The 21,877-nt window shown below is 67.8% G+C and carries 22 protein-coding genes; 11 read left to right on the plus strand and 11 right to left on the minus strand.

The window, feature by feature from the left end; genetic code table 11:
* The first annotated feature begins 47 nt into the window (after positions 1-47).
* Together aztA and P3102_RS19810 are read left to right on the plus strand one after the other, a co-directional pair.
* The gene (aztA, locus tag P3102_RS19805; RefSeq protein WP_276360715.1) at positions 48-797 is read left to right on the plus strand and encodes a zinc ABC transporter ATP-binding protein AztA; all 750 of its coding nucleotides are present in this window, start codon (positions 48-50) and stop codon (positions 795-797) included.
* A gap of 52 nt (positions 798-849) precedes the next feature.
* Positions 850-1,419 (plus strand): SMI1/KNR4 family protein, encoded by a 570-nt coding sequence (locus tag P3102_RS19810; RefSeq protein WP_276371259.1) that lies wholly within the window; start codon positions 850-852, stop codon positions 1,417-1,419.
* Positions 1,420-1,426: 7 nt separating this feature from the next.
* Here the strand turns inward: P3102_RS19810 and P3102_RS19815 are convergent, their stop codons facing one another.
* Positions 1,427-1,993 carry a TetR/AcrR family transcriptional regulator gene (locus tag P3102_RS19815; RefSeq protein ID WP_276360716.1) on the minus strand — a complete coding sequence of 189 codons (567 nt, stop codon included), beginning with the start codon at positions 1,991-1,993 and terminating at the stop codon, positions 1,427-1,429.
* 87 nt (positions 1,994-2,080) lie between these two features.
* On the opposite strand from P3102_RS19815, the gene P3102_RS19820 reads away from it, so the two are divergent.
* A complete protein-coding gene (locus tag P3102_RS19820) occupies positions 2,081-2,542 on the plus strand; it encodes a nuclear transport factor 2 family protein (RefSeq protein WP_276360718.1) in 462 nt (153 codons plus the stop codon).
* Between the two features lie 6 nt (positions 2,543-2,548).
* Here P3102_RS19820 and P3102_RS19825 read toward each other — a convergent pair whose 3' ends face one another.
* Together P3102_RS19825 and P3102_RS19830 are read right to left on the minus strand one after the other, a co-directional pair.
* Complete coding sequence (locus P3102_RS19825) at positions 2,549-3,232, minus strand: class I SAM-dependent methyltransferase (protein WP_276360719.1); 684 nt, start codon at positions 3,230-3,232, stop codon at positions 2,549-2,551.
* Between the two features lie 21 nt (positions 3,233-3,253).
* Positions 3,254-4,882 carry a Na+/H+ antiporter gene (locus P3102_RS19830; protein WP_276360721.1) on the minus strand — a complete coding sequence of 543 codons (1,629 nt, stop codon included), beginning with the start codon at positions 4,880-4,882 and terminating at the stop codon, positions 3,254-3,256.
* A 1,152-nt stretch (positions 4,883-6,034) separates the two neighbouring features.
* Here P3102_RS19830 and P3102_RS19840 point away from each other — a divergent pair.
* Entirely contained in the window at positions 6,035-6,436 is a 402-nt protein-coding gene (locus P3102_RS19840; protein WP_276360723.1) for a hypothetical protein, read from the plus strand.
* Between the two features lie 124 nt (positions 6,437-6,560).
* Complete coding sequence (locus P3102_RS19845; protein WP_276360724.1) at positions 6,561-8,024, plus strand: hypothetical protein; 1,464 nt, start codon at positions 6,561-6,563, stop codon at positions 8,022-8,024.
* A 62-nt stretch (positions 8,025-8,086) separates the two neighbouring features.
* Here P3102_RS19845 and P3102_RS19850 read toward each other — a convergent pair whose 3' ends face one another.
* The gene (locus P3102_RS19850) at positions 8,087-8,581 is read right to left on the minus strand and encodes a hypothetical protein (RefSeq protein WP_276360726.1); all 495 of its coding nucleotides are present in this window, start codon (positions 8,579-8,581) and stop codon (positions 8,087-8,089) included.
* Positions 8,582-8,864: 283 nt separating this feature from the next.
* On the opposite strand from P3102_RS19850, the gene P3102_RS19855 reads away from it, so the two are divergent.
* The 3 genes from P3102_RS19855 (at position 8,865) to ligA (ending at position 12,584) form a co-directional block, all read left to right on the plus strand.
* Entirely contained in the window at positions 8,865-9,113 is a 249-nt protein-coding gene (locus P3102_RS19855; protein WP_276360728.1) for a hypothetical protein, read from the plus strand.
* 354 nt (positions 9,114-9,467) lie between these two features.
* Complete coding sequence (locus P3102_RS19860; protein WP_276360729.1) at positions 9,468-10,538, plus strand: ionic transporter y4hA; 1,071 nt, start codon at positions 9,468-9,470, stop codon at positions 10,536-10,538.
* 54 nt (positions 10,539-10,592) lie between these two features.
* The gene (ligA, locus tag P3102_RS19865; protein WP_276360731.1) at positions 10,593-12,584 is read left to right on the plus strand and encodes an NAD-dependent DNA ligase LigA; all 1,992 of its coding nucleotides are present in this window, start codon (positions 10,593-10,595) and stop codon (positions 12,582-12,584) included.
* A 151-nt stretch (positions 12,585-12,735) separates the two neighbouring features.
* Here ligA and P3102_RS19870 read toward each other — a convergent pair whose 3' ends face one another.
* Genes P3102_RS19870 through P3102_RS19885 form a run of 4 tightly spaced genes read right to left on the minus strand, consistent with a single transcriptional unit; the run spans position 12,736 to position 17,630 of the window.
* Positions 12,736-13,881 carry a family 2 encapsulin nanocompartment cargo protein terpene cyclase gene (locus P3102_RS19870; RefSeq protein WP_276360733.1) on the minus strand — a complete coding sequence of 382 codons (1,146 nt, stop codon included), beginning with the start codon at positions 13,879-13,881 and terminating at the stop codon, positions 12,736-12,738.
* Between the two features lie 25 nt (positions 13,882-13,906).
* A complete protein-coding gene (locus P3102_RS19875) occupies positions 13,907-14,770 on the minus strand; it encodes a geranyl diphosphate 2-C-methyltransferase (protein ID WP_276360735.1) in 864 nt (287 codons plus the stop codon).
* A 53-nt stretch (positions 14,771-14,823) separates the two neighbouring features.
* Positions 14,824-16,212 carry a family 2B encapsulin nanocompartment shell protein gene (locus P3102_RS19880; protein WP_276360736.1) on the minus strand — a complete coding sequence of 463 codons (1,389 nt, stop codon included), beginning with the start codon at positions 16,210-16,212 and terminating at the stop codon, positions 14,824-14,826.
* Complete coding sequence (locus P3102_RS19885) at positions 16,209-17,630, minus strand: family 2B encapsulin nanocompartment shell protein (RefSeq protein ID WP_276360738.1); 1,422 nt, start codon at positions 17,628-17,630, stop codon at positions 16,209-16,211. Before P3102_RS19885 ends, P3102_RS19880 begins: the two co-directional genes overlap by 4 nt.
* A gap of 453 nt (positions 17,631-18,083) precedes the next feature.
* Here P3102_RS19885 and P3102_RS19890 point away from each other — a divergent pair, with 453 nt between their 5' ends.
* Together P3102_RS19890 and P3102_RS19895 are read left to right on the plus strand one after the other, a co-directional pair.
* Complete coding sequence (locus P3102_RS19890; protein ID WP_276360740.1) at positions 18,084-18,422, plus strand: metalloregulator ArsR/SmtB family transcription factor; 339 nt, start codon at positions 18,084-18,086, stop codon at positions 18,420-18,422.
* Positions 18,419-19,060 (plus strand): cation transporter, encoded by a 642-nt coding sequence (locus P3102_RS19895; protein WP_276360742.1) that lies wholly within the window; start codon positions 18,419-18,421, stop codon positions 19,058-19,060. The genes P3102_RS19890 and P3102_RS19895 overlap by 4 nt, the downstream gene beginning before the upstream one ends.
* Before the next feature lie 127 nt (positions 19,061-19,187).
* On the opposite strand, the gene P3102_RS19900 is transcribed toward P3102_RS19895, so the two are convergent.
* On the minus strand, positions 19,188-19,769 hold the full coding sequence (locus P3102_RS19900) for a TetR/AcrR family transcriptional regulator (RefSeq protein WP_276360743.1): 582 nt from the start codon (positions 19,767-19,769) through the stop codon (positions 19,188-19,190).
* A gap of 70 nt (positions 19,770-19,839) precedes the next feature.
* On the opposite strand from P3102_RS19900, the gene P3102_RS19905 reads away from it, so the two are divergent.
* On the plus strand, positions 19,840-20,733 hold the full coding sequence (locus P3102_RS19905) for an NADP-dependent oxidoreductase (RefSeq protein WP_276360745.1): 894 nt from the start codon (positions 19,840-19,842) through the stop codon (positions 20,731-20,733).
* Positions 20,734-20,739: 6 nt separating this feature from the next.
* On the opposite strand, the gene rraA is transcribed toward P3102_RS19905, so the two are convergent.
* Together rraA and P3102_RS19915 are read right to left on the minus strand one after the other, a co-directional pair.
* Entirely contained in the window at positions 20,740-21,225 is a 486-nt protein-coding gene (rraA, locus tag P3102_RS19910; RefSeq protein WP_276360747.1) for a ribonuclease E activity regulator RraA, read from the minus strand.
* Between the two features lie 13 nt (positions 21,226-21,238).
* Entirely contained in the window at positions 21,239-21,838 is a 600-nt protein-coding gene (locus P3102_RS19915; RefSeq protein ID WP_276360748.1) for a TetR/AcrR family transcriptional regulator, read from the minus strand.
* Between the last annotated feature and the right edge of the window lie 39 nt (positions 21,839-21,877).

The following is a 21,877-nucleotide window of genomic DNA, read 5'->3' on the forward strand; positions in this document are numbered from 1 at the left end:
CGTCACACTATAGTGGTAATGATTGTCATTATCTGGAAGAGGGTGGGATGACCCCGGACACGACGGCACTCAGGATCGACCGCGCGCACGCGCACTACGGGCCCCGCGAGGTACTGCGCGGGATCACGGCTCAGGTGCCCTCGGCACGGCTCACCGCGATCGCCGGCGCGAACGGCGCGGGCAAGTCGTCGCTGCTCAACCTCGTCGCGGGCGTCTTGCCGCCGACCACCGGCTCGGTGACCCGCCGGGATCCGGGGCGTGTCGCCTACGTGACCCAGCAGAGCGAGGTGTCACGATCACTGCCGATCACTGTGCGCGCCACCGTCACGATGGGGCGCTGGGCGCACCGTGGTCATTGGCGACGACTGTCCAAGATGGACCGCCGGATCGTCGGAGAATGCCTGGAGCGATTGGAGATCACGTCGATCGCGGACCGGCTGATCGGTACGCTGTCCGGCGGTCAACGCCAACGTGCGCTGGTGGCGCAGGGGCTGGCCCAGCAAGCCGGACTGCTGCTGCTCGACGAGCCGTCCGCCGGCCTCGACCTGCACGCCCGCGGCCTGATCGAGGAGGCCTTGCGCGCCACCCTCGCCGAAGGTACGACGATCCTGCGGGTCACGCACGACCTCGAGGTGGCGGGGCGGGCCGATCACTGCCTGCTGTTGCGGGACGGCCGCCTCGTCGGCGAAGGTGCTCCGGCTTCGGTGCTGACCCCGGAGCGCGTGGCGGAAGCGTGGGGCCTGCCGACCCGTCTCCAGTCACCTGCTTTCGCACCCAAGGCGGCCGATGCTCGCTAAAGTGGTCCGCCGAGCGAGGGGGCATCGAGTGGAAGAGACATGGCGGCGCATCATGGCCTCGTTGTCCGAACACGCGCCCGTCACCGCGCGGGAGATCCGGCCCCCGGCGCCGATCGCGCACGTCGAACGCCTGCGAAACCGGGTCGGCCTCGAACTCCCGCCCGAGCTACTTGCTTGGTGGGCCCTCATGGACGGCGTCGACGACCAGCACGTCCGCGGAGCCGGATACCTGATCCCGAAGGGCTACCTGCCTTTGTCGGTGGCGCGAGCCGAGGACGAGTACGCCGGACAGTCGCAGTATCCCGACCCGGGCTGCTGCGCTCCCGGAGGAACGCACCGCAAGCAGGCCGGTCAGGACGGATTTCCGTTCTGCACCGCGCTGCTCCCCATCGGCCGGGCCATCGACGGAGGCCTGCTGTGCGTCGACCTGCGGTCGGGCGAGCACCATGCTGGCCTCATGGAGTGGTACGCCAGCGACGGGATCTACCGGTCCGGCTGGGCGAGCGTGACCGAGATCTTCGAGGAGATCGCCGAGGGACTCGACAACCACCTCCACGAGCGTGAACCGCGCTATCGCGAACGACATCCCGTCATCAGCGACGGCGAGCTCAGCTGGCCCTGACCGACGATCAGGGCCTTCCCAGCAACGCCGCGACGGCCTCACGCGCCTGCCGAGCCGGAGCCGGGTCGCCGTTGATGCCCGCCGTCACGATCGCTCCCTCGGCGAGCAGGTACACCGGCTCGGTCGCCGCCGACCCCGCGGCCCGCACCCAGGCCTCGATCTGCTCGTGGAACGCCTGTTTGTGCGCCCGCACCTCGGCAAGGACCGCGGCAGAGCCGGGACCGACCTCGCCGTGGGCGTTGATCCAGGCACAACCGCGGAAACCGGGTTCGGCGAACCATCCGGCAAGCCAATCGAAGATCGACAGCACCCGTTCGCGGGGATCCTGGACCCGCTCCACATAGGTGGCCAAGCTGCCCCGCCATCGTTGATCACGACGTTTGAGCATCGCCACCACGAGGTCGTCCTTGGCCGCGAAGAACCGGTAGATCCGCTTCAGCGAGAGGCCGGACGCGGCGCGGAGCTGGTCCATGCCGACCGCCTGGATGCCGTTCTCGTAGAAGAGTTTCTCGGCCGCGTCGAGCAGGGCTTCGTGGTCCAAGCGGTTCTGCTCGTCGGTGACGGCGGCCGGCATCGAGGCTCCCTTGACGTCGAGAACGGTCGTTCCCTATGGTAGGCCTCGAATCTGGAGAACGCACGTTCTCTATCGAAGGAGCCAAAAGTGTCGGAAAATCGCCCGCCCTATCCGCCGTTCACGCGGGACACGGCACTGCGGAAGGTCCAAGCGGCCGAAGACGGCTGGAACACTCGCGATCCCCGCCGGGTGGCGTCGGCGTACACGTCCGACTCCCTCTGGCGGAACCGGGACACCTTCATCCGTGGCCGCGAGGAGATCGTCGCGTTCCTGACCGCGAAATGGGAACGGGAACTCGACTACGCGCTGCGCAAGAACCTCTGGGCGTTCACCGACGACCGGATCGCCGTCCGGTTCCAGTACGAATGGCACGACCGGACCGGTCGGTGGTGGCGCAGCCACGGCAACGAATTGTGGGAGTTCGACGAGCATGGCCTGATGAGCCGTCGTGAGGCGAGCATCAACGACGTGGCCATCGCCGAGGGTGAGCGGCGCATCCGCGGCCCGCGCCCGGCGGAGGAACACGGAACCGACTTCCCGCTCCGATGAGGCCCTTCAGTCCACGATCGCGGCGATCTCCCACAACCCCAACGACTTGTCGGCGTAGGCCCCGCCCTCTTCCGTGCACCCTTCGACCAGCACGGCCAGCGGCTCCGGGAATCCGAACGGCGCCCGGCACAGGTTCAGCGGCCGCCAATCGCCCGTCGCGATGTCGGTGTTGGTGCCCAGTTCGGTGAAGGTCGTGGTCAGCAAGTACCGGGAGCCACTTCGCTCGAGGTTGCGCAGCGCCCGCTCGATGTCGGCGAAACTCAAGTGCACCAGACAATCCCGGCACAGGACGAGATCGGCCGCCGGCAGCGGGTCACCGGTCAGGTCGAGCACCCGGAACTCGCGGACCGGATCGTCGCGGAACCGCGCGGCGTTCATCTCGATCAGGTCGGGGACGATGTCGGCGCCGATGTACCGGTCGAGGTCGAGGTCGACCTCACTGAGCCAGCCGTAGTCGCCGCACGGGAGATCGAGCAGGGTACGCACCCCGAAACGATCGAGGAGGCCAGGCAGCCGGTCGCTCAATTCCCGTGTCTGGACCGACTCGGAACCGGGCCCGGAAACCGACGACGAACTCCACAACCGGGATCGGAAGATGTAGGTGAACCGATCCTGTGTCCCCATGCATTCGAGCTCTTCGGCGACCCGCCGGAAGTTGCGCTGCGCCGTGGTGATCGGTCGTTCGTCCACCCCTGCATGGTAGATCGATTTTCACGAATTGCCGGAAGGCGGCATGAGCGCGTTCTCCTCATGGTCGAGTTCGGTTTGCAGGATCCGCAGGCTGGCGTCCGGCAAACGGCCGGCGTCACGCCAGCGAAGGAGTTCTTCCCGTTGAGCCTCGATGATGCTGTGCCGGGCGCGGACGGCCGCCTCGTATTCCGGAGCCCGTGGCGTGAGCGGATTGTCCTCGAGGTAGGCCAGCCGCGCCCGATAGCGTCGTTGACGGCCTTGGAGGTTCTTGCGCAGCGCCGCCACCGCCTCGTCCGGCACGTCGTCCTCCTCGACGAGCTGGTCCAGCCGGGCGAGCGCCGCGTCCACGGCGGCGCTGCGTGCCTGGTTGCGCAGCCGGGCCTCGTCTTGGACGTCGGCGCGCAGGCCGAGCCGGTTCAGAAGCGGCCCGAAAGTCACTCCTTGGCCCACGAGCGTCACCAAGACCACCAGGAACGCCGAGAAGAGCAACAGATCGCGCGTGGGGAACGGACTGCCGTCCTCGGTCACGACCGGAATCGCGAACGCGGCCGCGAGCGTGATCACCCCTCGGGTGCCCGCCCAGCTCAGGCCCGCGATCTCCTTGCCGGTCAGTGCCCGCTCCGCCGCCTCTCCCGTCTCGTCCGCGCTGCCGAGCCGGGCGTGCAGCCGCCGCGGGAAGAGCTGTGTCAGCACCAGCCACAGCGGCCGGACCAGCAGGACCGCGCCCACGGTGACCACCGCGGTCGAGACCACCGAGCTGACCGGGTAGCCGCCGAGCCCGGCGATGACGGCGGGCAGTTGCTGGCCGATGAGCAGGAAGACGAACCCTTCGAGCAGGTAGTTGACGAGGCTCCACACCGCACCCGTCTGCAACCTGCTCGCTCCCGTCTGGAGTCGGGGCGTCTGATGTCCGACGATCAGCCCGGCCACCACGACGGCCAAAACGCCCGAACCGTGGATGGTCTCGCCGAGCACGTACGCGGTGAACGGCGTCGCCAGCGAGACCGCGTTCGCCGACAGGGGGTCTGCCAGGACACGGCGGGACAACCGCACCAGGAACGCCACGACCACACCGACCAGCAGGCCACCGATCGTGGCCAGGGCGAATTCACCGGTCGCGAGACCGAACGAGAAGCTGCCGCCGACCGCGACGGCGAGCGCCATCTTGTAGATCGTCAACGCTGTGGCGTCGTTGAGCAGGCCCTCACCCTCGATCAGAGTCGACAGCTTCGCGGGTAACCCGACCCGGCGGCCGACGGCCAGCGCCGCCACCGGATCCGGCGGCGCGACCGCCGCACCGAGCGCGATGGCGGCCGCGAGCGGAATCACCGGAACGAGCCAGGTCAGCAGCCCGCCGACTGCGAAGGCCGTCGCCAGCACCAGCAGGACCGAGAGACTGACGACCGAGCGCAACCTGCTGCGGATCGCCAGCAGACTCGAACCGAGCGCGGCGTTGTACAGCAACGGCGGAAGGAGCACGTCGAGGACGAACTCCGGCTCCAAGTGCAGATTCGGCCCGGGGAGCAGGGCGTAGACGAGCCCGACGACGGTCAGCAGCACCGGATCCGGCAAGCCGATCCGATGGCTGATCGCGCCCACCACGACGATGACACCCAGCATGACCAGCACGAACCCGATTGCACCCAACATGCCTCTTGTTCTACCTGACGGAAAACCGGTCGCCGTGGCCGGTGTGTCCGATCCACTGTGGACCGGGCGGGGCGAGGTCAGGCCGGCGGCACGCGCGGTGGGCAGGGTGGTCGGTGACGATGGAGGATTTGGGTCGACGAGTGTCCCGGATCCTCCATCGTCAACAGGCTCTGCCGCGTGCGCGGATGGCGGTTTCGCGGGACTGGAGGGACGACACACGTGTTCGGCGGGACGGCACGCGTCGGCACGGTCCATCGGATCTTGAGTGCCTCAGGTGCCTACCGATTCCGGTTGCGGTTAGTGCCGAGCCAACGGCTACGCGCGAAAGCCCCCTGCGCTCGGCTCGATCCGAGGAGACTCGACGTCGCACCTTGCCGAGTACATGAAGGCCTCCATCCTGTACCTAGGCGCAAGGATGGGGGCCTTCATGTACTCGAACCGGCAAGAAGAGCATCGGCACTCCGGCTTCGGCTGATGGCCCCCCGAGTCGCCACCGTCTCGCCACGTCCGCTCCGCGTCGGCGACGTCAGCCTGTGATTCGTTCACCTGCTCTTGATCGACGACTTCGCGCGCCACGCCGGTCACGGCGACATCCTCCGCGAACAGTTCCTGGCCGTAGGGACCACCCGGTCAGCGCAGTCACTCCCCGTTGGTGAGCCGAGCGAGGTCACCACCGATGGCGAGCGGACCGATCGAGTGAACCCAACGTGAGCACGGATGCTCGGAATTGGCTGAAATTGACCGCGGCGCACTTTTGCGATCAGCATTTTGCATAGTGCCAGGTCGTCGCGTACAAAGGCACCTACTTGGCATCCACCTGCGAAGATCAGTGCTGCATCGGATGGCGTGGTGATCTGGTCCGTCACCGGGAAGGCAAGTCGCCGGGCCGTGGAGGCATCCCGACCGCGTTGGACCATTCGGCGTCACCCGCTACTTTTAGTAATTTTCGGCGTCACCCAGACCGTTGAGCGACGCGTGCATACCGTTCAGCGCGACACACGCTGTACGACTGAACGGTCACAGTGCGCTTTCGCCAAGATGTTCTCAGCCGCACCGGTGAAGAACCGGTAACGCACGCGTGGCCCCCTGCTGTCACAGGAGGCCACGCGGATTGTCCCTTCGCCCGCTCGCTAGAACAAGGACAGGACAGCCGTGACCATACAGCCTGATAACGCGAAGACACCAGACGACGGACCGCCCCGACGGGTCAAGGTCGTCATCGAGCACATCGAAAAGCCGGCACGGCGGGTCGCCACCTCCGCGGAAATGCTCCGCGCGGCACGGCCGCTGCTGAGGAGCGCTGGGCGCCACCGCAAGGAACAGACCCGGGACAGCTGGCTGTGCCTGGCGATGACGATTCTCGCCGGCTGGGCCCCGACGCTGCGGATGTGTCTCCTGCTGGCGATCGGTGGCGGGATCGTCTTCGGTGTCGTCAAGATCAGCACACCGGAGATCGGCGCGTCGGCAGGGACGTTCTTCGGTCTCCTGACCCTCTTCGGCGCCTGGATCGTCAAAGCCCGCCAAGGGAACCACCGGCGGGAGCCGAGTCTGTAGCCCGAAACGCCGCCCCGTGCCGGCCACCGCCGGCACGGGGCTCCGGCATAGTTGGAAATTCTCCACATTCGTCCGGCGTCTTCCGGTTGAATTACCGGGAAGTCCCGACATGTGAGGAGATCTCGTGCGGACAGCTAGAAGACTGGGGGCCCTGGCCGTTTCGGTGCTGGCAGCGGCCACGGCACTGAGCAGCCCGGCGTCGGCAGGCACCGTGCAGTCGTTCCACACCACGCTCGACCCCGCTTCGATGCGGGAGTCGGTGCGATACCTGGTCGAGAACTACCAGGTCGACGAGCAGGAGGCGATACGCCGTCTGGAATTGCAGACCGACGGCCTCGCACTGGACGAGCTGCTGCGGCGCGATCGCGGCGCCGAGTACGGCGGCATGTGGCTCGACCAGGACAAGGGGCAGCTGGTCGTGGCCATGACCGAGCCCGCGGCCGCCGAGCCGTATCTGCGAGCGATGCCCGCCCGTTCCGACGTTCGCACGCAACGGGTCCAGTATTCGTTGCGGCAGCTCACGGCGGTGAAGGAACGCGTCGCCACCAAGGTCGGCGCAGGGCCGGAAGCCGTCTATCTTCCGGCGGTGAGTGAGTCCGAGAACCGGGTCGTGCTGTGGGAACGCGGCTGGGTGGCGCAGGAGAAGGCGGCCATGCGCGCCGTGACCGCCGAAGTGAACACCGCTCGCCAGGCAGCGGCCGCGGAATCCGGCATGGTCGTCTCGCGCGTGCTGGCGAATCCGAACGCACTCTCGACGGCGAACGTGGATCCGGGTTTCTGTCATCCGCTCTACTGCACCGGTCACGGCCCGATGCGCGGCGGCATCCGGCTCGACATGAAGCGGGACAACGGCACCTGGGGTGGCTGTACCAGCGGTTTCAACCTCCGGTCCACCGGCGGCGGTTTCCCCGGCAAGGGCTGGGTGCTGACCGCGGGACACTGCATGCGAACGAAGACCAACAACACGCCGACCCAGCACAACGGCAACGACGTGCTCCAGCAGCACGGCATCGAGAAAAGTTCGTACCCGTACGACTACGCGGCCCTGCCGTATGTCGACGACGCGGCGGCGACGAACTGGCTCGAAGGCCAGACCGGCCGCAACCGGGTGCTCAAGTACTGCCGCAACGGTGGCATGGACAGCAACGGTGACACCCCGTGCGGCGCACAGGCCACCTCGGTCGACGAGTACATCACCGGCACGCGCAAGCTCGCCGACATCAAGGCAGGCTGGGTCGTCTGCGCCTCGGGGAGCGCGTCGAGCGCGGTGAACTACCCCGATTCGGTCGACAGCGGCGCGGGCGCGGGCTACCTGGTCGGGACCCGCTGCGGTCGTGTCCTCTCCACGGACGTCGGCATCAACACCGACCTGTGCGCTCGTCCCGGCGACAGCGGCGGACCGCTGTTCAGCCAGGCCGATCACACCGCCCTGGGCATCCTGATCGGCAACCAGCAGTCCCGCTCGGGTCCCTGCCAGGCCGGTGAGCTGAACAACTACGCGCCGATCGAGACGATCACCACCGATCTCAGCGAGCGGATCGCGAGCCAGGGATCGAAGTTCGCGGTGATCACCGCTCCGAACGGCTGATCACCAACCGCGTGAGAGCCCCTTCATCGCAAGACGCGATGAAGGGGCCTTCACCAATTTTCTCAGGTTGTCAGCAACGGGCCTTCGTACCGCAACGAGTCATCCTTGCCATACACCCGGACCGTCAGCTCCCGTGGCTCCCACGGTGCGAACACTTCGTCGATCGTCCGGGGAACCGGCCCCAGGTCGACGTCCACGGCGAAGGTATGCGCCACGATGTCGGCTTCGACGACGGCGCCGTCCGCATCGGCGACCGCCAGGCGGCTCACCCCCGCGTCGATCGCTCCGAGCACGCCCGGCCTGCTGCTCCACACCGCGAATCCGCGCTCGGCGGTGTCGCTTCCGTACCCTCTGCTCATGATGTTGAACAGCGTGCTGTCCCCCTCTCGGAAGATGCACTCCGCCTCGGCGCCCGAATCGTTGTAGGCGAGCAGCCGCCCGTCCGCGCTGCCCGCCCGGAGCCGGGCGCCGGTGTGCCATCCGGCATGTGACACCGCCTCCGCCGAGCCCGCGGTCTCCGCTGACCGATACAGCTCACTGAGGGCCGTCAACTCCACCGTCCACTGCTCGACTTGTTCATCCCTTGCTGGGGCCACTACGCGTGAACTCTCCTCTCCGACTGTCCACAATGGTCGTCGTCGAGGCTGGCACACCCGGATGTCGCGCACATCGGGGTTTCCCCGGAGATCGCTCAGGCCCGCTGCATGGTTCCGGGCAACCGGCAGGCGTTAGGCCGAGCGGAGCAATCTCGCGGGTTTCACGTCATGAGGGTTTTCCTCGGCCGTCGGAGTGTCGCCGGGGCCAATACCGGCGACACTCCGACGCAGAGGGGCAAGGCTGATGACCGCGCAGTGCACGATCACGGACGAGATCGGCGAAATCGGTGTCTGGTTGACGGGCGAATTCGACGGCCGCGTGCCCACGACCGTGATCAGCCGGGTGCTCGACGCGAGCAAGCGCGATCTCGAAGGACGCATCGACCCCGAGGAATCGGGCGAGATGTTCTACACCCTCTGCCGGTTCCGGCTCCTGCGGATCGTGGGTGCCGACCAGCGGATCACCGTCAAGATCCCGCGCCGTTCACGGTGACGGTCTTGAGCTCCACGTACTGAGGCATCCCCCATCGAACCCGATCGGCGCGCCGTTGACGGTGACCGTCCCGGCGCGGACCCGCCGTGCGACGAGTCCGGCGACGACCTCGTCCCGGCGCCGAGAGGTGGATCGGGGAGGTTGCCCCGCTCGACCATCCCGGGCACGGTCGTGCCGGACCAGAGCGCGCATGAGGCGGCACTGTGGCATTGAGTCGTGCGAGACTTCCTGAACCGCCCTCTCACAGACAATGTCGCCGGTAGACACTCGTCACCCCACTGCCTCCACGGAGCGGCGATGTCACGCTGAGTGTGCGATGGTGGCGACATGGCCGCTTCGCGCAGACAATTCCCCATGTCTTGGACCACCGTCATGCCGATCCTCGCCATAGTCGTCCTGGCGCTGAGCTGGGGCCGCGAGCTGGGCCCGGTGCCGGTGGCCGTCGTCGCGCTGGCGCTCGGCGGGACCGTACTGGCCGCCGTTCACCACGCCGAAGTGGTCGCGCATCGCGTCGGGGAACCCTTCGGCTCGCTGGTGCTGGCGATCGCGGTCACGGTCATCGAAGTCGCGCTGATCGTGACGATGATGTCCTCCGGCGGCCCCGAGGCCGGCACGCTGGCCCGTGACACCGTGTTCGCCGCGGTGATGATCACGATGAACGGCATCGCGGGCATTTCGCTCCTGGTCGGCGCCCGTCGCTACGGTGAGACGCATTTCAACCCCGAAGGCAGCGGCGGCGCCCTCGCCACCGTGGCGACACTCGCCTCCGTCAGCCTCGTGTTGCCGACGTTCACCACCAGTACTCCCGGCCCGGCCTTCAACGGGACGCAACTGACCTTCGCCGCTGTCGCCTCACTGCTGCTCTACGGCCTTTTCGTGCTCACCCAGACCGTGCGCCACCGTGACTTCTTCCTGCCCGTCGACAGCGAGGGTTCCGTCAAGGAGGAGGAACACGCCGAACCGCCGACCAAGAGGGCCGCGCTGACCAGCCTCGGATTGCTGCTGGTGGCGCTGGTCGCCGTCGTCGGCCTGGCGAAGGTCGAGTCCCCGGCGATCGAAGCGGGGGTCAGGGCTGCGGGCTTCCCGCAGTCGTTCGTCGGCGTCGTGATCGCCATGCTGGTCCTGCTGCCGGAGACCCTGGCCGCGACCAGGGCCGCTCGGCGCGACCGGATGCAGACCAGCCTCAACCTCGCCTACGGTTCGGCGATCGCGAGCATCGGGCTCACCATCCCGACCATCGCGCTGGCGTCGATCTGGCTGGACGGACCGCTGCTGCTGGGCCTCGGCGCGACCCACATCGTGCTGCTGGCGCTGACGATCGCGGTCAGCGTGCTCACCGTCGTCCCCGGCCGCGCGACCCGGCTGCAGGGCGGGGTGCACCTGGTCCTGCTCGGCTCGTTCCTGGTCCTCGCCATCAATCCGTGACACGAGTCCTCTTCGGACGGTGTTCTGTCGGTGGGCGCGGGTAATCTCTGCCCGGTGAACGCTCGGGACCGCATCCAAGAACTCGCCGACCAGATCGTCGTCCTTCGCGACGCCTACTACCGGGGCTCGCCGAAGGTGGCCGACGCAGACTACGACGCGATCGAAGACGAATTGCGCGGTCTTCTCGAGGCCAACCCCGAGCTGACCCCGGACCCGAATCCGCTCGACCAGGTCGGCGCGCCCGCCGTCCTGCACGCACCCATCCGGCACTCGCGTCCGATGTTGTCGCTGGAGAAGGCGACCAAACCCGAGCAGGTCGTAGCGTTCTTCACCCGCTTCCCCGGCCAGCCGGTGGTCGTGATGCCCAAGCTCGACGGCCTGTCGCTGGCGCTGGTCTACGAGAACGGGCGGCTCGCCAGGGCCGTCACCCGCGGCGACGGGACCACGGGCGACGACGTGACCATGCTGGTGCGTGCGCTGACCGACGGTGTCCCGGACGAGGTCGACGCGCCCGGCCGGGTCGAGGTCCGCGGCGAGGCCGTCATGCTGCGCTCCACTTTCGCCGCCTACAACGAGGTCCACCCGGACAAACCGCTGATCAACCCGCGGAACGCCGCCGCCGGAACCCTGCGTGCCAAGGATCCGGCCACCGTCGCCGAGCGACGCCTCCAGTTCTTCGCCTTCGACCTCTCCACGGAACCCGACAGCGCGGAAACCGATCTGGACAGCGCGCTGAGCACGCTCGGGTTCGCCGCCGCCGACATGCGGCGCTGCGAAGACGCCGAGGCGGCGCAGGCCGTCATCACGGCGATCGAGCAGCAGCGCAACGACCTCGACTACGACCTCGATGGTGCCGTGCTGCGCCTGGCCGATCGTGACGCCTACGCGGCCGCCGGAACCCGGTCCAGCTCCCCGCGCGGCGCGCTGGCGTTCAAGTTTGCCGCCGAGGAGAAGACCACGGTGCTCGCCGACGTGGTCTGGGATGTCGGCAAGACCGGCAAGATCGCTCCCGTCGCGTGGCTGGAGCCGGTGTTCGTCGGCGGGACCACCGTCACCCGGGCGACACTGGCCAACCAGGAGGTCATCCGCGCCCGCGGCATCAAGATCGGCGACACCGTGCTGGTGCGCCGCGCGGGCGACGTGATCCCGTTCGTGGCGGGTGTCCTCGACGCCTCCAAGCGCACGGGCGAGGAGCGGGAGATCGTGCCGCCGTCGGTGTGCCCCTCGTGCGAAGAACCGTTGACCGAACAGGGCAACAGCCGGGAACTGTTCTGCACCAACGTCGCCTGCCCCGCACAGACCGTCCGGCGGCTGATCCACTGGGCGTCGCGCGCGGCCGCGGACATCGACGCGATCGGCGGGGTCTGGATCGAGCGGCTCGCCGAGGCCGGGATGCTCGAGAACCCGTCGGACTTCTACCGGCTCACCAAGGAAACACTGCTGGAGTTCGACCGCATCGGCGAAATCTCCGCCACCCGCATGATCGAGTCCATCGACAAGAGCCGCGCCGTCGGCCTGCGCCGGGCGCTGATCGGGCTGGCGATCCCGATGGCCTCCGAAGGCACCGCCGCGCGGTTGTGCCGGGCGGGCTTCGGTTCGCTGGAAGACGTCGCCGACGCGGGCGAAGAAGGTCTCGTCGCCGTGGAGGACATCGGCCCGAAGGTCGCCGCGTCCCTGATCGAGCACCTCACCCGGCTGCGTCCCGAACTCGAGCGGCTGCGGGAGGCCGGCGTCTCACTGGACGTGCGCGAAGAAGACCTTCCGCCGGTCGTCGCGGCCGGCGCGCCGCTGGAAGGCAAGACGGTCGTGGTCACCGGATCGATCAGCAACCCCCGGTCCGGCGAAAAGGTGCCGCGCCCCACCTTTCAGCGGCTGTGCGAGAAGGCGGGCGCGACCATCGCGTCGTCCGTCTCGGCGAACACAGACCTGCTGATCACCGGCGCCGACGTCGGGGCGAGCAAATTGACGAAGGCCGAGAAGCTCGAGGTCGAGGTCGTGGACCAAGGCGTGATCTGGCAGCAGTTGATCGAGGCGGGAGTCGTCTGACGAGTGGCAAAGAGAGCTGTTGACGGGTAAGGCAAAAATGTCGCGTGGGTGCCAAGTCCGTGAAGGCCTCCTTGAGGGACCCAGGGTCCCTCAAGGAGGCCTTCACGGACTTCAAAACCGGCGCTGGAGCCACCTACGCGGCAGTGGGGTTTCAACGCGCCTTACCACTCACCGCCCGGTACCGCGGACTCGTCGAATGCCATTCGAAACCGCCGCCCATCCATCCCCGCAACCCACGCAAGAACCGTTGCAGTTCAAGGGAAGGCACCGCACTCAGCCGCTCGTACGCCGCTTGGAAGTCGCGGACGACGTCGTTGTGCAGTTCGACGGTGATCGCTGTGGCCTCCTCGATCGAGCATTTCCGGTCGCCGGCGATCAGCAGCACCGCGTTGCAAGGCGGCGACTCGTCCTCGAGGTCTTTGGCGACCGAGTGCACGTCGTTGACGAGCACGGCGGCCGTGCCCGCTTGGATCGCTGCCTCACGGACCCGCGGGTCGTAGTAGAGGTTCGACGTCAGCTCGTAGCCGCCGAGGACGTCGATCAGCGTCATCGACGTGTAGAAGCTGTCGTGCTGCCGGGCCGCGAGGTACTCCCAGGCGGGCGGGTATTTCCCGCTGTGACGCCAGGCCGCGTACGCGGTCCAGCTCACGAACATCGCGAAAGTCGAATAGCAGACACGTTGGACCTGCGCGGCGGTCCCGGCTCGCCGCAAGAAGCCCGTCCCCGAGTCGAGGGCCACCAGGACCCGGTCGTTTCGCAGCGTTTTGTCGAGGTCGCGGCTGAATTCGCCCAGCGACGGCACCGGGTCCATGGCGGCCATCGCGAGCGCCAGCTTCGGCGGCAGCTCCGCCGGCACGGCGCCGAGCGACGTGTCGTCGGCGTAGAGGTCGTCGGCGGCCCACCACGCGGCGTTGAGCCGTGCGGAGATCAGCAGTTTGTCGGGATCCTCGCAGTCCGGGTGGGCGAGCATGACGAGCCTGCCGAACCCCGCCTTCCCGATCTGCTCGCATTCCTGCTCATCGAACCCGCACTCCCCCGCCCACAGGACCAGTCGCCTGTCGACCTCCTCCGCGAGCGGATCGTCGACGCGTTCGGTGACGGGGCAGTACAGCGGCGGCGCGGACCCGTCGCCCCACGGCCGGTAGGCGTAGGCCGGGTCGAGAGCGGGTTCCCCTGGCGGCGGAGTTTTCTCCACCGCCGGGGAAACAGCGGTCAACCGGGCCGCCAGCCGAGCGGCTGACGTGCCCAGTCCGCTCGGACCGGCCAGTAGTGTGGCGAGCGCACCCTGTTCGGTCATCGCTTACTCCGATGGTCTGGCGGGATCAGACGCGGTCCGCGGCGATCAGCAGATAGTGGAAGCTGCCTTCGCGATAGGCGTCCAGGAACGGGCCCTCGATCCCGGTCGCCACCGAAGACTTCGCCCGCAGTTCCCAGTACGGGATCGTGTCCGGCGTCAGGTCCACCACCGAGATCGGCACCAGGTCGTTGGCCGTCATGGCCTTGAAGTACTGGCTGCGCGGATGGATGTTGCAGGTGTAGTGCTGGTCGATCTGCGCGACGGCCTTGGACCGGCCACCGGTCACGTCGTTGTAGCAGCCGGTGATGGTGACGTAACGCCCGCCGAACTCCAGCTGTCGCGCGTGCTCGGCGAAGAGCTCGTAGAGGTCCACGTACATGGTGCTTTCGTTGTTCCAGATCGCCTTGCGCGACCCGGTCTCGAAGCCGGTGTCGAGCATGTTCCGGAAGTGGTAGCGCACCCGGTCGGCGACGCCCCTGATCTCCGCCTGGTGGTTGGCGAACTCGACCTGCTTCTCCGAGATCGAGATCCCGTCGACGTGACAGCCGAACCGCGCGTTGGCCATGATGCTGGTTCCACCACGCCCGCAGCCGGCGTCGAGGAGCCGGTCGTCCGGTTCGACGTCGCCGAGGTGGTCGAGCAGGACGTCCGCCTGCGCGGTCTCCAGCCGGTGCATCTCGGCGATGATCCGCTCGTCACGGGTGTTCTCCGGGCCTTCGAGCACCGACCAGTCGACCTCGCCGATCCCGTAGTGGTGGTGATAGAGCCCGTCCACATCACCCAGACGCAGGTTGACCGGGTCCTTCTCCTTGTTCCAGTACGACGCCACCGACTTCTGGTATTCGGTGCGCAGCACCTTTGTGGGAGCGGGGGTCCGGGCGATGGTCACGTGCGTGGTCCTTTCTGGTGCTTTGTTGTTCGTCGTCGTCGCCGGCCGGGGTGTCACCGTGCGACCTCGACGTTTTCCAGGACGCCGAGCGCGTCGGGTACGAGCACGGCGGCGGAGTAGTAGGTGCTGACCAGGTAGTTGGCGATCGCCTGTTCGTTGATGCCCTCGAAGCGCACGTTCAGGCCCGGTTCGTACTCGTCGGGAAGACCGGTCTGGTACAGCCCGATCACGCCGTTGTCCTCCACGCCGGTCCGCATGGCGAGAATCGAGGACGTGCCGCTGTCGGTGACCGGGATCTTGTCGCAGGGCAGGATCGGCACCCCACGCCAGGCGGTGACCACCTTGCCGTCGACCGTGGTGCCTTCCGGATACAGGCTGCGGCGGGTGCATTCCCTGCCGAACGCGGCGATCGCGCGCGGATGGGCGAGGAAGAACTTCGTCTTGCGGCGACGGCTGACGAGTTCGTCCATGTCGTCCGGTGTCGGCGGGCCCGACCTGGTCTGGAACCGTGATTTGAGGTCGGCGTTGTGCAGCAGCCCGAATTCGCGGTTGTTGATCAGGTCGTGTTCCTGCCGCTCCCGCAGCGCCGACACGGTCAGCCGGAGCTGTTCGGCGAACTGGTCCATCGGCCCGTTGTAGAGATCGGTCACCCGCGTGTGCACCCGCAGCACCGTCTGCGCGACGGCCAGGTCGTACTCGCGAGGTGAGATCTCGTAGTCGACGAACGTGCCCGGCAGCGGTGGCTCGCCGTCGTGCCCGGACGCCATCTCGATCTCTGCTTCGCCCTTGGCGTTCTGGGGCCTTCCCTTGTGCGCCAGCATGTCCTGTACGTGGCGGCGCATCGCCTCGGACCGGCCGTTGAGGTCCGCGAAGTCGCCGGCGCGCAGGGTCAGCACGATGACCGGGGTGACGGCCTTGACGGTGAACGGCCAGTTCCGGTCGATGCCGGCGAGCATTTCGTCACCGAAGTGGTCGCCGTCGGCCATACTCCCGATGGTGGCTTCGGTGCCGTACTCACCCGGCGCCACCTTGGCGACCTTGCCGTGCGCGACCAGTACGACCTCGTCGAGCGGTGAACCGTGCCGGACGATGATCTCGCCGGGCCGGTACTCGCGCTGCACGAATCGGTCGGCGAGCGCGGTGAGGGTGTCGTCGTCGTCGAAACCGCGCAGCAGCGCCAATTCCGCGAGTTCCTGTGGGACGACCCGGACGTCGGTGCCGACGTTGGTGAAGCTCACCCGCCCGTCACCGATGGCGTAGGTCAGCCGCCGGTTCACCCGGTACGTGCCGCCGTTCGCCTCGACCCAGGGCAGCATCTTCAGCAGCCACCGCGGCGTGATGCTCTGCATCTGCGGCCGCGTCTTGGTGGTCGTCGCCAGGTTCCGCGCGGCGGCGGGGCCGAGACTGAGCCGCCGGTCGGCCTCCGGCGTCGTGGCGGTCATCCTTCGCGGCCGAGTTCGGCGGCTTCGAGGACGGCGAGCGCGTCCGGCACGAGCACGGCGGCGGAGTAGTAGGTGCTGACCAGGTAGGAGATGATCGCCTGCTCCGAGATGCCCATGAACCGGACGTTCAGCCCTGGCTCGTATTCGTCCGGCAGGCCGATCTGGCGCAGGCCGACCACGCCCTGGCTCTTCTCGCCGGTGCGCATCAAGAGCACGGAGCTGGTGGCGGTCTGGCTCACCGGGATCTTGTTGCACGGCAGGATCGGGACCCCACGCCACGACGGCACCTTGTGCCCGCCGAAGTCGACGCCGGTCGGATAGATGCCGCGTTTGCTGCATTCTCGGCTGAACGCGGCGATCGTGCGCGGATGCGCGAGGAAGAAGCCGGGTTCCTTCCACACCAGGGCGAGCAGGTCGTCGAAGTCGTCCGGCGTGGGCGGGCCGGTGCGGGTCGCGATGCGCTGGGAGAAGTCGGCGTTGTGGAGCAGGCCGAAGTCCGGGTTGTTGATCATTTCGTACTCTTGGCGCTCGCGCAGCGCTTCGATGGTCAGCCGCAACTGTTGCTCGGTCTGGTCCATCGGCTGGTTGTAGAGGTCGGAGACGCGGCTGTGGACCCGGAGCACGGTCTGGGCGACGCTCAGTTCGTATTCACGCGGCGAGGTCTCGTAGTCGACGAACGTGCCGGGCAGCAATGGCTCGCCGTCGTGCCCGGACGAGATGTCGATCTCGGCCTCGCCGAAATCGTTGGCACGCCCGGAGTCCTGCGTCGCCCGCTCGATCTGGGCCCGCAGCGATTCGGATTCTTCCAGTACGCGCTCGAAATCCTGGCGGGCCAAGGTGAGCACCGTGCAGGCGGTGGCCGCCTTGGCGGTGAACTCCCAGATGCCGTCACCGGCGACGAGGGCCTGCGCGCCGAAGTAGTCGCCGTCCTTGACCACGCCGAGCGCGGTCTCGTCACCGTAGGGGCCGGGACCGGTCTTGGTGATCTTGCCGTGCGCGATGAGATAGACCCGATCGGCCCGGTGACCGAATTCGACGAGCACATCGCCAGCCGCCACTTCCTGCTGCTCGAAGCGGCGGGCGAGTTCGGCGAGCACCTCTTCGTCGTCGTATCCCTTGAGGGGCTTCAGTTCTCCCAGTTCCGCCGGGATCACGCTCACGTCGGTGCCGGCCTTCACGAAGGTCACCCGTCCGTCACCGACCGCGTAATTGAGCCGCCGGTTGACCCGATAGGCACCACCGTTGACCTGAACCCATTCGAGCATCTTCAGCAGCCAGCGGGACGAAATTCCCTGCATCTGCGGAACGGATTTGGTCGTGGTCGCCAGGTTGCGCGCGGCGGCCCGGCCCAAACTCAGCCGCGGATTTTCCGGTCCCTGAACACCTTCGGCGGCAGTGCCCGATTCGGTCACGGTCACAGCAAGGTCCACCCTTCGATAGTCGTGCGAACAAACAAGAACCACAAGTCGCGGCGTGCCGGTCGTACCCCGAAGTGCGGCCCCGCAGGATCAACATAGCAAGGTGTTTTTCCCGCACAAGCGCACTTTCAGGTAATAAGACAAGGCCACCCGAATGCCGATTTCACCTTTGTGCGGGAACGGTTTTGCCGCGTTACTCGACGCTTGAATCCGCCACACAATCGGTTCAGCATTTGTGCTGAGGTGTCATGCGAGGCCGCGCCGGGACTCCTGGGTGTACCCGCGATGCGGCCGTTGGAGTGGCCGCGCCGAACACTTTCGGGTCGCCACCGGATCCGCGTTCGGCATCCACTCGACGGACAGCGACGAAACAGAGGGTCGCGTTCGGACACTCCGTCGTGTCACGGTTCAGCCCCTTGCCGATATGTCAGCGACGGATGTACTGTCCTGCCCGTGCTGACGTGTGAGACCCAGGGCGCCGCGCTCGCCCGGCTCGGCCGCGCCCTGGCCGACCCGAACCGTTGCCGGATCCTGGTCGCCCTGCTCGACGGAGTGAACTACCCCGGCAGGCTGGCCGGCGAGCTCGGCTTGAGCCGCTCGAACGTGTCGAACCATCTCGCCTGCCTGCGCGGCTGCGGACTGGTCGTGGCCACCTACGAGGGCAGGCAGGTCCGCTACTCGCTGGCGGACGCGCATCTTGCCCGCGCGCTGCGGGAACTGGTCCAGGTCGTCCTCGCCGTCGACACCGCCGAGCCCTGTGTGGACGATGCCGTCCTTCAGGTGCTTCCATGAACTCCTGCGCGGACGGCTGCTGCGACACGAAGTCCGGAGTGGACGCGGCTCGCCGTGTCGCGCTGTCGCGCCGGGTCCGGCTCTTGGTCGCCGCGACGATCACCTACAACGTCGCCGAGGCGGTCGTCGCCATCTCCGCGGGCACCGTCGCCTCCTCGACCGCCCTGATCGGCTTCGGCCTGGACTCGGTCATCGAAGTCGCCTCCGCCGCGGCCGTCGCCTGGCAGTTCTCCGGCAAGGACCCCGAGGCCCGCGAACGCACCGCGCTCAAGGTGATCGCGGTGTCGTTCTTCGCGCTCGCCGCGTACGTCACCGTCGAATCGGTTCGCGCCCTGTTCGGCGCCGACCACGCCGAGCACTCCCCCGTCGGCATCGTGCTGGCGACGATCTCCCTGCTCGTGATGCCTTTCCTGTCCTACGCCCAGCGTCGCGCCGGGCGCGAACTCGGCTCCGCGAGCGCCGTCGCCGACTCGAAGCAGACCTTGCTGTGCACCTGGCTTTCCGGTGTACTGCTCGTCGGCTTGCTGCTCAACAGCCTGTTCGGCTGGTACTGGGCCGATCCGCTGGTCGCGCTCGTCATCGCCGTGGTCGCGGTCAAGGAAGGCCGCGAGGCCTGGCGCGGCGAGCACTGCTGCTGAACGGAGCGTCCTGACCCGGTCCGCACGCCGGAACCGTTACCGGACCTCAGGCCGGCGAAACGGCTCGTCGCCCGCAAATGAGCCGCGTCGTCCACGACTTCGAGTCGACAGCCCAGGCAACTTCGCGTCATGCCGAACGGCTGACGGCTTCCCAGGCCGCTTCGATCATCCGGAAGATCTCGTCCACCGCCGCCTCGGGATCGGCCGCTTCCCGGCCGACCGAATAGGCGTCGATCGCGAACCGCGCGATCGCGCGGCAGGCCGTCGTCGACCGGGACAGCTCCGGATCGGCCACGATGGCCGCCGCCAGGAATTCGGCGTGGCGCAGTCTCATCGAGTCCTCGTACTGCCGCAGCGCGGGTGATCCGTCGATCATGCGCCGGATCGGAGCGACGCCGTCCGCCGTGCAATGCCGCACCATCGCGTGGATTTCTCGGCGCAACGCGGGAATGAGCGGCTCTTGCGGTGCTCGTTCGGTGACCGCCCGCGTGAGACCTTGCTCGAAGTCCCCGTCGTGTTCGAACACCAGGGCCTCTTTCGAGGCGAAGTGGGAGAAAAGCGTGGTGACGGCGACGTCCGCCTCCTCGGCCACCTCGCGGATGCCCACCGCGTCGTAGCCGCGTTCCGAGAAGAGCCGGAGAGCGGTATCGGCGATCCTGTGGCGGGTCGCGGCCTTCTTTCGTTCACGACGCCCGGTCGGCACGGTCATGCGCTGACGCTATCAGAACCAAAACAACAACGGTTTCAAAACACTAACCGTTAGTGCTACGGTCGATCGCATGAGGAAAGTGATCTTCACCGAGTTCGGCGGTCCGGAAGTCCTGAGGCTCGTGGACGCCGAGGCTCCACACGCGGGCCCAGGTCAGGTGCGCATCGCCGTGCGGGCGGCGGGAGTGAATCCGGTCGACTGGCGGGTGCGTGAAGGCCAGGTCCTCGGTGCCCATCCGACCGTGCTGCCGTCCGGGGTGGGCTTGGACGCCGCCGGCGTGGTGGACGAGATCGGCGAGGGTGTGGCCGATGTGGAGATCGGCGACTCGGTGTTCGGCGCGGGTTCGGACACCTACGCCGAGTTCGCCGTGCTGACGGCGTGGGCCGTGACGCCCGAAGGACTGACCTTCGCAGAGGCGGCCGGATATCCCTCCGTGGTCGAGACCGCCCTGCGTCTCATCCGCGAAGTCGGCGTACGACCCGGCGAAACGCTGCTGGTCAGTGGCGCGTCCGGCGGGGTCGGTTCGGCGGTGCTGCAGATCGCCCGCGAGCACGGCATCGCGGTGATCGGCACGGCGAGCGCCGCGAACCAGGACTATCTACGCGGTTTGGGAGCGGTCGCCACGACCTACGGCGAAGGGTGGGTGGAGCGGGTGCGGCGGCTGGGCCGGGTCGACGCGGCTCTCGACCTGGCCGGGGCGGGTGTGCTCGCCGAACTGGTCGAATTGACCAGGGATCCGGGCAAGGTGCTCACCATCGCCGACCTCAGCGCGCCCCGGCTCGGCATCCGGTTCTCCGGGGTGGCGGGGAGCGTGCCGGACGCGCTGGCCGAAGCCGTCGACCTCATCTCACAGGGCAGGCTGCACATCCCAGTCGAGAAGTCCTACTCACTGGCCGATGCCGCGGCGGCCCATGTCGACAGCCACGCCGGGCACACGCGCGGCCGCCGGGTCATCGTCGTCTGAACCGGTTCAGGCGGTGGCGGCGGGAAGGACCACCACGCCGTCGTCATCGGCGTAGAGCGTGTCGCCGGGAGTGAAGGTGACTCCCCCGAAACCGACCGGGACGTCGACGGCACCGATGCCTGCCTTGGAACTCTTGCGCGGGTTGGTGCCGAGTGCCTTCACGCCGAGCGGGAGCCCGGCGAGCTCGGCGCTGTCGCGGACCGCGCCGTTGACGACCACGCCCGCCCAGCCGTTGTCCACGGCGGACTTCGCGATCATGTCGCCGGTCAGCGCACTGTGCAGCGAGCCGCCGCCGTCGACCACCAGGACGCTTCCCTCACCGGGAGTGGCCAGCAGCTTCTTGACCAGGCCGTTGTCCTCGTGGCAGGAGACCGTCCGGATCGGGCCCGAGAACTTCCGGTGCCCGCCGAACTGGCGGAACTGGGTGTCGCAAACGCGCAACCGGTCGCCGTGTTCGTCGACGAGATCGGCGGTGGTGAAGGAATCGATCACGTGCCCGAGTTTCTCACGTCGCCGCGGGCGGGAACACCGAGTCCAGCACGTGGGTGAGGATGGCGGCGGGGTCGGCGGCCGGCGCGACCGCCTGACGCAGGGCGAGCCCGATGCCCAGAGCGCCCAACATCACTACGGCTTCCTGGAGCGGCAGGGCGGGTTCGAGGCGGAGCCGCAGCGCATGCTCGGCGAGCAGGGCGACGACCTCGTCGTCATGGCGCCGCTGGATGGCGGCGACGAGGGCGGCGGTTTCGGGCTGCTGCGCCGTCGCGGCGAGCACTTCCGCGGCCGCCGCGCTCCATTTGGCGGCGTCTTCGTCCACCACGTCGACGGGAGCCAAGGCCGCGATCACGTCTTCACGGCAGGTGGCGAGGGCAAGAGTTCTCCTCAGCTCTGCGAGGTGGCCTTCCGCGCCGGCTTCGACGATCGCCAGCCACAGCCCTTCTTTGCCGCCGAAGTGCTTGTAGACGGCGCCGCGGGTGTATCCGGCGTCGGCCGCGATCTCCTCGACCGTCGCCGCCAGGAAGCCGCGCCGCAGGAAGACCTGCCGTCCGGCCTCCAGGAGGTGTTCGTGGGTGCGCCGCTGCTGTTCGGCCCGGGTCAGCCTGGTCATCGCCCGCCAATTCAGTAACAGAACGTTTCTGGATACACG

Source organism: Amycolatopsis sp. QT-25 (genome assembly GCF_029369745.1).
Lineage (GTDB): Bacteria > Actinomycetota > Actinomycetes > Mycobacteriales > Pseudonocardiaceae > Amycolatopsis.